The 14,131-nt window shown below is 59.0% G+C and carries 13 protein-coding genes and 4 tRNA genes; 13 read left to right on the top strand and 4 right to left on the bottom strand.

Annotation, left to right across the window (positions count from 1 at the left end; genetic code table 11):
* Positions 1-35 precede the first annotated feature (35 nt).
* A complete protein-coding gene (gene mtnN / locus ACGLWX_RS00985; RefSeq protein WP_396236615.1) occupies positions 36-740 on the bottom strand; it encodes a 5'-methylthioadenosine/S-adenosylhomocysteine nucleosidase in 705 nt (234 codons plus the stop codon).
* Between the two features lie 54 nt (positions 741-794).
* Positions 795-1,649 (bottom strand): bifunctional methylenetetrahydrofolate dehydrogenase/methenyltetrahydrofolate cyclohydrolase FolD, encoded by an 855-nt coding sequence (gene folD, locus ACGLWX_RS00990; RefSeq protein WP_252108725.1) that lies wholly within the window; start codon positions 1,647-1,649, stop codon positions 795-797.
* Between the two features lie 199 nt (positions 1,650-1,848).
* Here folD and ACGLWX_RS00995 point away from each other — a divergent pair.
* The 4 genes from ACGLWX_RS00995 to ACGLWX_RS01010 all read left to right on the top strand — a co-directional run bounded on the left by ACGLWX_RS00995 (position 1,849) and on the right by ACGLWX_RS01010 (position 2,368).
* Positions 1,849-1,925, top strand: a tRNA-Pro gene (locus tag ACGLWX_RS00995).
* Between the two features lie 88 nt (positions 1,926-2,013).
* Positions 2,014-2,090: transfer RNA gene (locus ACGLWX_RS01000), tRNA-Arg, on the top strand.
* Positions 2,091-2,146: 56 nt separating this feature from the next.
* Positions 2,147-2,221: transfer RNA gene (locus tag ACGLWX_RS01005), tRNA-His, on the top strand.
* A gap of 72 nt (positions 2,222-2,293) precedes the next feature.
* Positions 2,294-2,368 (top strand) — tRNA-His (locus ACGLWX_RS01010).
* Positions 2,369-2,395: 27 nt separating this feature from the next.
* Here ACGLWX_RS01010 and ACGLWX_RS01015 read toward each other — a convergent pair.
* On the bottom strand, positions 2,396-2,626 hold the full coding sequence (locus ACGLWX_RS01015) for a hypothetical protein (protein ID WP_396236617.1): 231 nt from the start codon (positions 2,624-2,626) through the stop codon (positions 2,396-2,398).
* Positions 2,627-2,711: 85 nt separating this feature from the next.
* Here ACGLWX_RS01015 and ACGLWX_RS01020 point away from each other — a divergent pair, with 85 nt between their 5' ends.
* The 3 genes from ACGLWX_RS01020 (at position 2,712) to ACGLWX_RS01030 (ending at position 6,127) form a co-directional block, all read left to right on the top strand.
* Complete coding sequence (locus ACGLWX_RS01020) at positions 2,712-3,968, top strand: NAD(P)/FAD-dependent oxidoreductase (protein ID WP_396236619.1); 1,257 nt, start codon at positions 2,712-2,714, stop codon at positions 3,966-3,968.
* A gap of 119 nt (positions 3,969-4,087) precedes the next feature.
* Positions 4,088-4,297 carry a putative motility protein gene (locus tag ACGLWX_RS01025; protein WP_252108728.1) on the top strand — a complete coding sequence of 70 codons (210 nt, stop codon included), beginning with the start codon at positions 4,088-4,090 and terminating at the stop codon, positions 4,295-4,297.
* Positions 4,298-4,537: 240 nt separating this feature from the next.
* Positions 4,538-6,127 (top strand): peptide chain release factor 3, encoded by a 1,590-nt coding sequence (locus ACGLWX_RS01030; RefSeq protein WP_396236621.1) that lies wholly within the window; start codon positions 4,538-4,540, stop codon positions 6,125-6,127.
* A gap of 102 nt (positions 6,128-6,229) precedes the next feature.
* Here the strand turns inward: ACGLWX_RS01030 and ACGLWX_RS01035 are convergent, their stop codons facing one another.
* The gene (locus ACGLWX_RS01035; RefSeq protein WP_396236623.1) at positions 6,230-7,183 is read right to left on the bottom strand and encodes a YgfZ/GcvT domain-containing protein; all 954 of its coding nucleotides are present in this window, start codon (positions 7,181-7,183) and stop codon (positions 6,230-6,232) included.
* A 210-nt stretch (positions 7,184-7,393) separates the two neighbouring features.
* Between ACGLWX_RS01035 and ACGLWX_RS01040 the strand changes: the two genes are divergently transcribed.
* From ACGLWX_RS01040 to cls, 6 genes are all read left to right on the top strand, one after another.
* A complete protein-coding gene (locus ACGLWX_RS01040) occupies positions 7,394-7,591 on the top strand; it encodes a hypothetical protein (protein ID WP_396236625.1) in 198 nt (65 codons plus the stop codon).
* Positions 7,591-8,022 carry an OsmC family protein gene (locus ACGLWX_RS01045; RefSeq protein WP_396238146.1) on the top strand — a complete coding sequence of 144 codons (432 nt, stop codon included), beginning with the start codon at positions 7,591-7,593 and terminating at the stop codon, positions 8,020-8,022. Before ACGLWX_RS01040 ends, ACGLWX_RS01045 begins: the two co-directional genes overlap by 1 nt.
* A gap of 23 nt (positions 8,023-8,045) precedes the next feature.
* Entirely contained in the window at positions 8,046-10,070 is a 2,025-nt protein-coding gene (gene uvrB / locus ACGLWX_RS01050; RefSeq protein ID WP_396236627.1) for an excinuclease ABC subunit UvrB, read from the top strand.
* A 2-nt stretch (positions 10,071-10,072) separates the two neighbouring features.
* Positions 10,073-10,897 (top strand): endonuclease VIII, encoded by an 825-nt coding sequence (gene nei, locus ACGLWX_RS01055; RefSeq protein ID WP_396236629.1) that lies wholly within the window; start codon positions 10,073-10,075, stop codon positions 10,895-10,897.
* Between the two features lie 193 nt (positions 10,898-11,090).
* Positions 11,091-12,596: a fumarate hydratase gene (locus ACGLWX_RS01060; protein WP_396236630.1), complete on the top strand. Its 1,506-nt coding sequence runs from the start codon at positions 11,091-11,093 to the stop codon at positions 12,594-12,596.
* Positions 12,597-12,696: 100 nt separating this feature from the next.
* Positions 12,697-14,115 (top strand): cardiolipin synthase, encoded by a 1,419-nt coding sequence (gene cls / locus ACGLWX_RS01065; protein ID WP_396236632.1) that lies wholly within the window; start codon positions 12,697-12,699, stop codon positions 14,113-14,115.
* Positions 14,116-14,131 lie beyond the last annotated feature (16 nt).

Below are 14,131 nucleotides of genomic sequence, written 5' to 3' on the forward strand. Positions count from 1 at the left end.
GACGAAGTGTTAGGCGTGTTTATTGGCCGAGTCTTTTATTGGCCAAGTCGTGCCAGCATGGCATCGACCATGCGTGAGGAGTGATCCGCCGCGACTTCCAGAAACTGCTCGAAAGAGAGGTGGTTGTCGCCGGCGCCGGGGATATCGGAAAGCGCCCGGATGACCACGAAAGGGCAGCCGTAGAGATAGCAGGTTTGAGCGATGGCCGCGGCTTCCATTTCGACCGCCAGCATGGAGGGAAACTGCGCGCGAGTGGCGGCAACGCGCGCCGGGTCCGCCATGAAGGCGTCGCCGGTCGCAATCAAACCTTCGCGGACGTTGACCTCGCCCAGATCCATAATCGCTTGGCGGGCGACGTCGGAAAGCGCGGCGTCGGCCAGGTAAGCGGCGGGCATGCCGGGCACCTGGCCCATTTCATAGCCGAACACGACGGCATCGACATCGTGATGGCGCACTTCGCTCGAGATGATGATGTCGCCGATATCGAGATCCTCGGCGAAGCCGCCCGCCGAGCCGGTATTGATGATCGCCTCGGGCTGGTAGCGCTCGAGTAGCACCGCCGTGCCCACCGCTGCGTTCACCTTGCCGATACCCGACTGCAGGATGACGACCTCCAAACCGTGACGCGTGCCGCTATAGAACACGAACCCTGCGTGCTCGAGGCGCTCAACACCTTCGAGCTGATCCGCAAGTATGCTTACTTCCTGCGCCATCGCGCCGATGATTCCAATGCGTTGCACTCGGGCGTGCTCCTTGGTCGATTGAATGTCTAGTGAGAGAGTCGTATCGATGCCTTAGGCGTCGTGCGCTTCGGCGGCTTCCAGGGTATTTTCCAAAAGCGTGGCGACGGTCATCGGGCCAACGCCGCCGGGCACCGGCGTGATGAAGCTTGCGCGCTCGGCGGCGGCTTCGAAATCCACGTCGCCGGCGAGCGTGCCATCGGCCTGGCGGTTGATGCCGACATCGATGACCACGGCTCCAGGCTTGATCCACTCGCCCTTGACTAGCCCGGGCTTGCCTACGGCGACCACGACCAGATCCGCGCGGCGAACGTGAGCCTCCAGGTTCTGAGTGAATCGATGACACACGGTCGTGGTACAGCCGGCCAGCATTAGCTCCATGGCCATCGGTCGGCCCACGATGTTGGACGCGCCGACCACCGTGGCGTCAAGGCCGCGCACGTCGATGTCACTCTCTGATAGCAGCGTCATGATGCCCTTGGGCGTGCAGGGGCGAAGCGCGGGGGAGCGCTGTGCCAGCCGGCCCAGGTTATAGGGGTGAAAGCCGTCGACGTCCTTGTCCGGGCGAATGCGTTCGAGAATAGGGCGAGCATCAAGATGCTCCGGCAGCGGCAGTTGAACCAGAATGCCGTCGACCTGGGGGTCATTGTTCAAACGGTCGACGAGTGCTTCGAGCTCGTGCTGGGTGGTATTGGTCGAAAGCTGATGCTGAAAAGAGAGAATGCCGGCTTGGTCACAGGCGCGATGCTTGTTGTTGACGTATACATGAGAGGCCGGGTCACCGCCAACGACAACCACGGCTAATCCGGGGGCGCGAGCACCGGCCTGTAAACGAGCGGCGGTCTTCTCGGCAACGCGATGGCGGACATTAGCGGCGATGGTTTTGCCATCGATGAGTTGGGCGGTCATGTAGTGAGGTCCCTTAGGAGGTGATGAGCGAGTCAAAAGCCGACGTAAGGTTGAGACGCCAGCGAATGACCAATTTTCGCATGTTGGGCCTGGTAGGCAAAGCGGGCAGTGCCAAAGCCCTTTAAGTCTTGACTTTAAAATCAAAAATAGTAGTATGTGCCTCGCTTGAGACAGGCCAAGCAGCGTCAAGGGTCGTCATCGGGATGTAGCGCAGTCTGGTAGCGCGCCTGCTTTGGGAGCAGGATGTCGGGGGTTCGAATCCCTCCATCCCGACCACGTACCTCGCACGGAAGGTGTCAACGTGCTTTTCCAGGCGCGGGTTGTGGTCAAGTGCTCACTGGTATTTTGCTAGAGAATGCCTTGTGCGCCCATAGCTCAACCGGATAGAGCAACGGCCTTCTAAGCCGTAGGTTGCGGGTTCAAGTCCTGCTGGGCGTGCCACGACAGTGTGGCCGCGGTGTCAGGCGCTGGCAGTACGTTTTGCTTAAGTATCAATGGTGGATGTAGCTCAGTGGTAGAGCCCCGGATTGTGGCTCCGGTGGTCGTGGGTTCGATCCCCATCATCCACCCCATTGATGAAAGCAGGCGTTCAGTCGTAAGTGATGAAAGAGCAGTAAACAGGCAGTACCAGGTAACAGGTTGTGGTGGATGTAGCTCAGTGGTAGAGCCCCGGATTGTGGCTCCGGTGGTCGTGGGTTCGATCCCCATCATCCACCCCAGTAACCTTTTTCCTTTCCCTCCGATATTCAGCATTCTTCCGTAATATATTCTTTCTCTACTTCGAGCGCTTTTGCCTTGAAGATTTCTGCGTTTCTTTCATACCGCTTCAAGAGTTTATTTCTACCGAATGCGGTAGTTTTGCTGCGCAGCGTATTTTCCTGTTTAATAAAATCTAACGATATTTTCCACTGCTGAGCGCTATAAAGCGTTATTTTAATCCAACCTAAGCCAGCAAAACGGTCGATTCCACTGTGCATTGCGCCTGCCAGAGGTGGTAATTTTATCCTTATTCAGGATATTCAGTTTTATAACCACAAGTGATGATAGGGCGGGAGAGCGTTGATGGAAGAGTCGATGGCCAGGCGGCAGGTAGCGGTACTCGGGGCGGGAATGGTGGGCGTCAGCGTCGCTTGGCATCTTCAAAAGCGCGGTTTCGACGTGACGCTGATCGATCGGCAAGCGCCCGGGCGCGAAACTTCCTATGGCAACGCCGGTATCATTCAGCGCGAAGCCGTTCGCCCCTATGCGTTTCCTCGCGACATGAAAACGATTTTAAGCGTGCTGCCCAACAAACGCGTCGACATTCGCTACCGCACCGGGGGTATGCTCAACGCCTTTTCACCCCTTCTTAGCTATTGGCAAAACTCTTCCAGCGCGCGGTATCAAAAAATCGTGCCCGAGTACGCTTCACTCATCGGGCTTTGCCTGGAGGCGCACGGCCAGATGATCGAAGCGGCCGGCGCCGAGCATCTGGTGCGCCGAGACGGTTGGCTCGAGATCTATCGAACTCAGAAGAAACTCGACAAGCGCGTGATTGAGGCAAGGGAGGCGCTGAAGCGCTATGGCGTTCGCTTTGAGGTGCTGGATCGCGCCGCGCTCATCGAAAAGGAGCCGGATCTGAGTGAGGAGATCATTGGCGCCATCCACTGGCTCGACCCCTGGACGGTCGCCGACCCCGGGGCGCTGGTGGCCGCTTACGCCAATTCATTCGCCCAACAAGGCGGTACACTTCTCCAGGCCGATATCGAGGATGTGGTGCCTCAGGGAGAAGGCTACCGGGTAAAGACCGATCAGCGTGAGCTTGCCGTCGACGATGTGGTCATGGCGCTTGGCCCTTGGGCAGGCCAGTGGGCATCGACGCTTGGCTATCGCATTCCCACGTTCGTCAAGCGGGGCTATCACATGCACTACGCAACACAAGCGCCGGCAAAGCTCAATTACTGGCTGATGGATGCCGAGGTCGGGTATCTGCTGGCGCCCATGAACGCCGGCGTGCGCCTGACCACCGGCGCCGAGCTCGACCGGCTGGAGTCACCGGCAGACGAGCATCAGCTCGAGGCGGCGGAAAAGGTCGCTCGCGGCGTGTTCCCGCTCGCCGAGCGCAAGGAACCAACCGCCTGGAAGGGCGCACGGCCGTGTCTTCCGGACATGAAGCCGATCATCGGCCCGGCGCCTCGCCACCAGGGTCTATGGTTCGCTTTCGGTCATGGTCATCAGGGCTTTACTCTGGGGCCGGCGACCGGCGAGCTAATGGCAGATATGATGGAGGGCAAGCCTACCGCTATCGACATGTCGCCGTTTCGCGCCGACCGGTTCTAATGAAACGGTTTCGATAAAGCGGTTGTAACGAATGAATTAGTAAAATGACGCTTTGCTGGCGGCTTTTTCTAGTACTTGCTATGCTTGACGGAATTACGGTTTTAATGTGAGGTGAGATAATGGATATCGCAGCGAGCAACGCCGTTAGTCAGGCGCTTTATATGAATCAGGCGCAAACCGCTGAACAGGCGCAAATGCAGCTTTTTCGTCAGGCACTCGACATGCAGGCTCAGCAGGTGACCGAAGTGTTGGCCAGTGCCAACATGACGGCGCAGCCGGATCTGGCAACCGAAGGCACTCTGGGAACGCAGGTCAACACCTACGCTTGATCGAACAACACCAGGTAAGTCTTAACTACCTAAGATAAGAGTCGCTATCCGCGGCTCTTTTTTTATGCGCCTGTGAAGGCATTCGGTAGCACGCTTGAAAGGGCGTGGCACCGTTTGGCCCGTAACGTTACAATTCGCCCCAATCCTACTCACTCAGCTCGCTCAGCCGTTTTTCTCGAACAAATGTCTTGAATACACGTCTTGAGCACATGGCTGAGTACCTATTTTTATTGAGGCACGATGAAAGAGACGCAGTTGGCCCGTGAAGCGGAGCTTAGACGCACCTTCGCTATCATATCGCACCCGGACGCGGGTAAGACCACCATTACCGAGAAGATGCTGCTGTTTGGAAACGCCATTCAGATGGCGGGCTCGGTCAAGAGCAAGCGCAACGACCGCCACGCGACATCCGACTGGATGAAGATGGAGCAGGAGCGCGGGATCTCGGTGACCACCTCAGTGATGCAGTTCCCCTATGGCGGGCGTATCGTCAATCTGCTCGACACCCCTGGTCACGAGGACTTCTCGGAAGACACCTACCGCACGCTGACCGCGGTCGACTCCGCTCTGATGGTGATCGATGGCGCCAAGGGCGTAGAGGATCGCACCATCAAACTGATGGAAGTCTGCCGTCTGCGCACCACGCCGATTCTTACGTTCATCAACAAGATGGACCGCGATATTCGCGACCCGATCGAGGTGATGGATGAGGTCGAGACGGTCCTCAACATTCAGTGCGCGCCGATGACCTGGCCGATCGGTATGGGGCGTCACTTCAAGGGGGTCTACCACCTCTACAACGATGTGATTCACCTTTACACCCAGGGCCAGGGCAACCGCATCTCCGAAGACAAGCGCATCGAAGGCCTCGATAGCCCGGAAGTCGACACGCTGCTCGGTGAAGAGCAGGCCGAAGAGCTTCGCATGGAGATCGAGCTGGTGCGTGGCGCCTCCCACGCCTTCGATCTCGAGGCCTATCGGCGCGGCGAGCTGACGCCGGTCTACTTCGGGACCGCCATGGGTAACTTCGGCGTGCGCGAAATGCTCGACGGCTTCGTCGAGTACGCCCCGGCACCCCAGCCGCGGGAGACCGACGCCCGGGAAGTGGCCGCCAGTGACGAACGCTTTTCCGGTTTCGTGTTCAAGATCCAGGCGAACATGGACCCGAATCACCGCGACCGCATCGCCTTTTTACGCGTGTGCTCCGGCAAGTACGAGAAGAACATGAAGATGCGCCACGTCCGCATTGGCAAGGACGTCAAGATCGCCGATGCCCTGACCTTCATGGCCTCGGACCGCTCTCAGGTGGAGGAAGCCTGGCCTGGCGACATTATCGGCCTGCACAACCACGGCACGGTACAGATTGGCGATACCTTCACCGTGGGGGAGGACATGCGCTTCACCGGTATCCCGCACTTCGCGCCTGAGCTTTTCAAGCGCGTGCGCCTGAAAGATCCGCTGAGAATGAAAGCGCTGCAAAAAGGCCTGCAGCAGCTCTCGGAAGAGGGCGCCACCCAGGTCTTCATGCCGATGGATAATAACGACCTGATTCTCGGCGCGGTGGGAACGCTGCAGTTCGACGTCGTCGCGCATCGTCTGAAGGAGGAGTACAAGGTCGACTGCATTTATGAAGGCGTAAACGTGCAGACCGCCCGCTGGATATACTGCGACGATGCCAAAATGCTCGAGGAGTTCAAGCGCAAGGCGAGCGCGAACCTCGCCATCGACGGCGGCGGCTATCTCACCTATATCGCCCCGACCCGGGTCAATCTGCAGATGACCCAGGAGCGCTGGCCGGACATTCGCTTCCAGCCTACCCGCGAGCACTGAGCCTTATCGCCGCCTTTCTAAGCCGCTATCTCGCATAAAGCGGCTTCAAACCAAAAGGCCCTGCGGACTGACGTTCGCAGGGCCTTTTTTACTGCGTGCTCGTTACGTGGCCATCAGGCTCGCCGAAAGCTGCTCCGGGTCCAGGCGCTCGACGGCGTAGGGCAGTGACTCGAGCGTCACGGGCTGGTCGTTGAGATAAAGCGGCAGCGGCTCATCGATGGCTTTGGTTGCCACTACCACCAGTAGCTCGACGTGCCCCTGATCACCAAAGGCACTGCTGACCACCTCGCCCAGGCTTTTGCCTTCATCACTTACCAGCGTTTCAGTCGCGGCGGGCAGTGCATGGGTATTTAAGCTCGCGCGCACCAAGCGCTTTTTGACTTGGCCACGAAAGTGCGCCCGCGCCACGACTTCCTGGCCGGTGTAACACCCTTTCTTGAAGCTGATACCACCCAGTGCTTCCCAGTTGATCATCTGCGGCAGGAAGTGGTCCTCCTGGACTACGTCAAGCCAGGCAATGCCGCTTCGAATATCCGCGAGCCGCCAGGCGTTTTCGAGTGCTGTATCGATGGCGGGCACGTTTTCCTCGATACAGAAGAGGTAGCGCTCTTCAAACGGCAGGCGCAAAACGGACGCCTTCTCGTCGCCACTGTGCAGGTAGCCGCTTGCAGGGAGCTCGAGCCCCAGCGCCTCGGCGCGTTTTAATGCCTGCCCTAGCCCGGCGCCCACGAGAGCAATATCGGTATTGACGCTGAGCTCGGCGCGGTAGAACACCGCAAACTTTCTAAGGTGGGTCGCGAGCTTCTCCGCTAGCGTGGTGCTGACCAGCAAACGATAGTGGTGCTCGGCAACGCGAAAGAGCTGACCGTTGGCGATGATGCGCCCCTTGGGCGTACAGAAGCAGGTGAGCGGAGCGAAAGTGCCGTTGGCCAGACTCACCTGGGCGCTGGTCTGGCCCTGAAGGAATTTCTCGGCGTTCTCGCCCTTGATGTCCAGTACCGATAGGTGATCCAGGCGCACTTCACCATTAAAAGTGGGGGACTGTTCGATTGCCATACATGCTCCACGGCAAAGAGATTGAGAATGCGTCTAGCCTAACACTACTCAAAGCAGGTGCGGGCGCCAGGTTGTAATTGCAAGGCGTCCCCACCGTGCTAGACTTCTCGGTCTGTATCAGTTTTGCATAGGTTCTGCTGTCCAATGTTTTGCAGCGAGCCTTTGCACGAGTTCACCGGCGCTGGCGCCGGCTCAAGTAAAGGACGTGTCATGGCTAATCAATCGCTGAGCTTCAAGGGTGTACAAAACGCCGATCAGGTCAATCAAATCACCACCGCGCTCATGATGCTCGACGGCGTGGAGAGTGCAGAGGTCGGCCGCCACGGCGCGGAAGTCGAAGGGCGGGCGAGCCACCAAACGCTCGTCAAGGCAGTAAAGGATCTCAATCTGGGCGTCGAGGTCAAATGATGCACACCCCCATCACGCTGATCAGCGAACGCAACCGGACGTTTCGCCACCGCATTGAGGTCGAAAGCGTCGAGGCGCTTTATGCCGATGCGCCCAAAGTGCTGGGTGGTGAGGGCCAAGACCCGGACCCCCACGACTACTTCGATATGGCGCTGGGTAGCTGCAAAGCCATCACCGTTCAGATGTACGCCAAGCGCAAGGAGTGGCCGCTCGAAGCTATCACCGTGACCATCGCGCGTGACGACAGCAAGGAGCGCGAAGGCGCGTATGGGCTGGACGTACGTCTCGACTTCCAGGGCCCGCTGGACGACGCGATGAAACAGAAGCTTTTGGACATCAGTAGCCGCTGCCCCGTGCAGCGCTTGATGACCGAAGCCACGGTCACCATCGAGACCCGGCTTGCGAGTGCGACTGACGCCTCGAGCCAATAGCCCTTTTAAGAACTGGAGTAGTGATGAGCAAAGCGTTCCGGCTAACGTCGAAGTTTCAGCCTGCGGGCGATCAACCCAATGCCATCAAGGGCCTGATCAGCGGGCTCGAGTCGGGGCTTGCCCATCAGACGCTATTGGGCGTGACCGGCTCGGGCAAGACCTTCACCATGGCCAATATCGTGCAGGAGCTTCAGCGCCCAACCATCGTCATGGCGCCGAACAAGACCCTTGCCGCCCAGCTCTACGGCGAATTCAAGGCGTTTTTCCCGGACAACGCGGTCGAGTATTTCGTCTCTTACTACGACTACTACCAGCCCGAAGCCTACGTGCCATCGTCGGATACCTTCATCGAGAAGGACGCCTCGATCAACGACCACATCGAGCAGATGCGCCTGTCGGCGACCAAGGCGCTTTTGGAGCGCCGCGACGCGCTAATCGTGGTGTCGGTGTCGGCGATTTACGGCCTGGGTGACCCGGATCAGTACCTAAAAATGCGGCTGCACTTCACCCGCGGTGAGCTGATCGATCAGCGCGCCTTCCTGCGCCGGCTCGCGGAGCTTCAGTACACGCGCAACGACATGGATTTTCGCCGTGGCACCTACCGCGTACGCGGCGACGTCATCGACATCTTCCCCGCGGATTCCGACGAGGAGGCGGTGCGGGTCGAGTTGTTCGACGACGAGATCGACTCCATCCGTCTGTTCGACCCGCTCACCGGCGACGTCCGCGGCCAAGTACCGCGCATGACCATCTATCCGAAATCTCACTATGTGACGCCGCGCGAGACGATTCTCGAGGCGATCGAGTCGATCAAGGGCGAGCTTAAGGAGCGCCTGGAGTGGCTTCGAAAGCACGAACGGCTGGTGGAAGCACAGCGTCTCGAGCAGCGCACGCTCTACGATATCGAGATGATGCTGGAGCTTGGCTACTGCAACGGCATCGAAAACTACTCGCGCTACCTTTCCGGACGCGACCCGGGCCACGCGCCGCCGACGTTTTTCGATTACCTGCCTGACGATGCGCTGCTGTTCATCGATGAGTCCCACGTAAGCGTCCCGCAGGTGGGCGGTATGTACAAGGGCGACCGCTCGCGCAAGGAAACCCTGGTCGAGTATGGCTTCCGGCTGCCCTCGGCGCTGGATAACCGCCCGATGAAGTTCGAGGAGTGGGAGTCGATCTCTCCACAGACAATCTTCGTCTCGGCAACACCGGGTAAGTACGAAGCCGAACACGCCGGTCAGGTCGTCGAGCAGGTGGTTCGGCCCACTGGGCTATTGGACCCGGAAATCGAAGTGCGCCCGGCCAGTACCCAGGTCGACGACCTGCTCTCCGAGGTGCACAAGCGTACCTCGGTCGGCGAGCGCGTGCTCGTCACCACGCTCACTAAGCGCATGGCAGAGGATCTGACCGAGTATCTTGATGATCACGATGTGCGCGTACGCTACCTGCACTCGGATATCGACACCGTCGAGCGCGTCGAGATCATCCGCGATCTTCGTTTGGGCAAGTTCGACGTGCTGGTGGGTATCAACCTGTTGCGCGAAGGCCTGGATATTCCCGAAGTGTCGCTGGTGGCCATTCTCGATGCGGACAAGGAGGGCTTTCTGCGCGCCGAGCGCTCACTCATCCAGACCATCGGGCGCGCCGCGCGAAACGCCCACGGCAAGGCGATTCTCTACGGTGATCGCATCACCGATTCGATGCGCAAAGCCATGGATGAAACCGAGCGGCGCCGCACCAAGCAAATGGAACACAACGAAAAGCATGGTATTACGCCGACCACCGTCACGCGCTCGGTTGCCGATATTCTCGAAGCGGCCCAAGCTCCCGGGGCGAAGAAAACCAACGGTCGCCGCGGGGCGGATCGCAAGAAAAGCGCCGCGCCGGATTACGATATTGCCAACATGGGCCAGCACGAGCTGGGTGAGGCGATCGGCAAGCTCGAAGACGCCATGTTCGAGGCGGCCCAGAACCTGGAGTTCGAGGAAGCGGCGCGCCTTCGCGACCAGCTCAACCAAATGAAAGAGAAACAGCTGGTACTGGGGTAAACATGCCAGAAGGACCCGAGATCCGCCGCGCGGCGGATCGCATCGAAAAGCAGATTGGCGGGCGCGTGCTGGAGCACGCCTGGTTCGCCTTCGAAGAGCTTCAGACCCAAGCAAATTCACTGATCGACATCCGTGTCGACGCGGTCGAAACCCGCGGTAAGGCGATGCTGATCCGCTTCGATAACCAGCGCGTGCTCTATTCCCATAATCAGCTCTACGGGGTATGGAAACTTCACGCCGCGCACAAGCCACCTCAAACCAACCGATCGCTGCGCGTGAGGCTCGTCACCGAGGGCAGGGCGGCGAGTCTCTATAGCGCCTCTGACATCGCGCTACTCGATACTGATGCGCTCGAAGATCATCCGTTTTTGGCGAGGCTCGGACCGGATCTTTTGAGTCAAAACGTTTCGACTGCCAGCGTGCTGGCGCGACTCGACGACTCGCGCTTTCATCGTCGAAGCCTTGGGGCACTGCTGCTCGATCAGGGCCTGGTCGCAGGGCTCGGCAACTATTTGCGCTCGGAGATTTTGTTCTACGCAGGGCTTCATCCCAAAAAGCGTCCGGTCGATCTTACCGCCACCGAGCGAGAGCAGCTGGCGCAGATCATTATCGACACCACGTGGCAGGCCTACCGACAAGCGGGCGTGACGAATCGCGACGCGTGGATCGAGCAGGCCAAAACCGCGGGTGAAACCAGGCGGCAGTGGCGCTTTAGCGTGTTCGAGCGTGCTGGGCTCTCTTGTCATCGCTGTGGCGAGATTATCGAGCGCCAGATGGTGGGCTCGCGACGGCTCTATTGGTGCCCGCACTGTCAGCCAGTTGCCTAATGGCACCAATATTTATACCGTTATCTTACTTGTTGGGAATTAAATTACATCAGGAAGGAAAATTCGCAGTTAACGCAAAGCTGCCGGGGAAGGGGTGATCAGGTATAATGGGCGGATTAGAACGGCTAACGGATTGAAAAAATCCCATGATAAATAGCCGCTTGAAACCGATCCATCGAGGAGCCCGTTGTTCATGACCGTGATCAAGCAGGATGACGTTATTCAAAGCGTTGCCGACGCCCTTCAGTACATCTCCTACTACCACCCGAAAGACTTCATCGACGCCATGGCAGCTGCCCACGAGCGAGAAGAGAACCCCGCTGCCAAGGATGCCATCGCCCAGATCCTGATCAACTCGCGGATGTGCGCCACCGGCCACCGGCCGATTTGCCAGGATACCGGCATCGTCACCGTGTTTGTTCACGTTGGCATGAACGTCACGTGGGAAGCGGACATGAGCCTCGATGACATGGTTAACGAGGGCGTGCGCCGTGCCTACCTGCTGCCGGACAACGTGCTGCGCGCCTCGGTACTAGCCGACCCGGACGGCAAGCGCCAGAACACCAAGGACAACACGCCCGCCATCATTCACCACAAGCTCGTACCGGGTGATAAGGTCGATATCCACGTAGCGGCGAAAGGCGGCGGCAGCGAAGCGAAATCCAAGTTCGCGATGCTGAACCCGTCCGATAGCGTCGTCGACTGGGTGCTCGAGCAGCTGCCCAAAATGGGTGCCGGCTGGTGCCCGCCGGGCATGCTCGGTATCGGCATCGGCGGCACCGCCGAAAAAGCCATGGAGATCGCCAAGGAAGCGCTGCTCGACCCGATCGACATTCAGGACTTGCAGGCACGCGGGGCGAGCAACCGCGCCGAAGAGCTGCGTCTGGAGCTGTTCGATAAGGTCAATAAGACCGGCATCGGCGCGCAGGGGCTGGGCGGTTTGACCACGGTGCTCGACATCAAGGTCAAGGACTATCCGACCCACGCGGCGAACAAGCCGGTCGCTATCATTCCCAACTGCGCCGCCACTCGACACGCGCACTTCACTCTCGACGGCTCCGGTCCGGTGGCACTGCCCGCGCCCAAACTCGAGGACTGGCCGGAGATCACGCGCGAAGTTGGCGAAAACGTCAAACGGGTCGATCTCGATAGCGTCACCCCGGAAGAGGTGAAGACCTGGCAGCCCGGCGATACGCTGCTGCTCAACGGCAAGCTCCTGACCGGCCGCGACGCCGCTCACAAGCGCATGACCGATATGATCAGCAAGGGCGAGCCGCTGCCCGTCGATATGAAAGGGCGCTTCATTTATTACGTCGGCCCGGTCGACCCGATCGGTGACGAAGTCGTTGGCCCCGCCGGCCCGACCACCGCTACGCGGATGGACAAGTTCACCCGCACCATGCTCGAAGAGACCGGCCTGTTGGGCATGGTCGGCAAGGCGGAGCGGGGCGAGGCCGCCATCGAAGCGATTCGCGACAACCAGGCGGTTTACCTAATGGCCGTTGGCGGCTCGGCTTATCTCGTCGCTCAGGCGATCAAGAAGTCGCGCGTGGTCGGGTTCGAGGATTTGGGGATGGAAGCCATCTATGAATTCGAGGTAGAAGATATGCCGGTGACCGTCGCCGTCGACACGCAAGGTACCTCGGTGCATCAGACCGGCCCGGCCAAATGGAAGGCAATCATCGCCGAAACCGCGTAAACTCATCGCCTGTAACAATAGACCGAAAAAGCCCCGTACTGCGGGGCTTTTGTACATGTGAAATCGCAAAGGAATCCATGTCCATGGCAGGGAGCGTTCGATGACCTCGTGGCTTATCGGTACGGCCATTCTACTGATTCATCTTCTGGGGGTGGTGTCCGCCGTTATGGCGCTGATGTCGAGCCGTACCTCTCAGGGCGCCGTTGCCTGGATCATGTCGCTTCTCACGTTTCCCTACGTTGCACTGCCGGCCTATTGGCTGTTCGGCCGCCCGCGCTTTTACGGCTACGTGACTGCCCGCGGCGCCAGAGACAACGTATTGCGACGCGTGCTGCGCCGCTACCGCAACAACATGAAGCCGCACATTTCGCTACCCGCCACGCCGGATATTCAGGCGGTCGAGCAACTGGCGATGATGCCGCTGACCAAGGGTAACCACGCCGAACTTCTCATCGATGGAGAGGCCACGTTCGAAAGTCTGTTTCAGGGCATCGACGAGGCGACAGACTACCTGCTGCTGCAATTTTTCATCGTACGTAACGACCGGCTTGGCCAGGCATTAAAAGCGCGCCTGCTCGAAGCAGCCCGGCGGGGCGTACGGGTTTATTTTCTCTACGATGAACTTGGCAGCCGCAAACTGCGCGACAGCTACTTCAAGGAGCTTGAAAGCGAAGGAGTAGCCATTAGCCCCTTTGGCTCATCCCGGGGGTTCAAGCACCGCTTTCAGCTCAATTTCCGCAACCACCGCAAGATCATGGTGGTGGACGGCAAAAAAGGGTGGGTCGGGGGCTTTAACGTTGGGGTCGAGTACTTGGGTGAAAACCCGCGTCACGGCCCCTGGCGTGATACTCACTTGGCGCTTCGGGGCCCGGGCGTACTCGGCCTTCAGGAAGCCTTTTGGGAGGATTGGCACTGGGCGACCGGAGAAGTCATCACCCTGAATTGGCATGCGGAAAACCACGCCCAAAGGGATCATCAGGTGGTGATCGTACCCTCAGGGCCAGCAGACAAGCACGATACCGCCAGTCTTTTGGTACAGCAGCTAATCCATAGCGCCAACGACCGGCTCTGGGTGACAAGCCCCTATTTCGTACCGGATCAGGGCGTTCAGGACGCGCTTCGCTTGGCGGCCATGCGAGGAGTGGACGTACGCGTGATGATCCCCGAGCGCCCGGACCACCTTCTGGTGTTTCTTTCGGCCTTCTCCTTTTTACCCGACATGCTGCGTGCCGGAGTGAAAATATACCGTTATCTTCCTGGTTTTTTGCACCAAAAAGTCATGCTGATTGACTCGGAAGCGGCAACCGTTGGCACCGTCAATCTGGATAACCGTTCGTTTCGTCTTAATTTTGAAATTACCGCGTATATGCCGTCTGAATCCTTTGCGCTAGACGTTGAGCGAATGCTGGAAGAAGACTTTACCCAATGTCGTCGCGTCACGATCGACGAAATTCGCAATCGTCCGCTTTGGAAAAAGGTCGTGTCGAGAGCCGCGTATTTAACCGCGCCCATTCAGTAGCGATTGCATGAAGGCC

Source organism: Halomonas sp. HMF6819 (assembly GCF_044335525.1).
Lineage (GTDB): Bacteria > Pseudomonadota > Gammaproteobacteria > Pseudomonadales > Halomonadaceae > Vreelandella.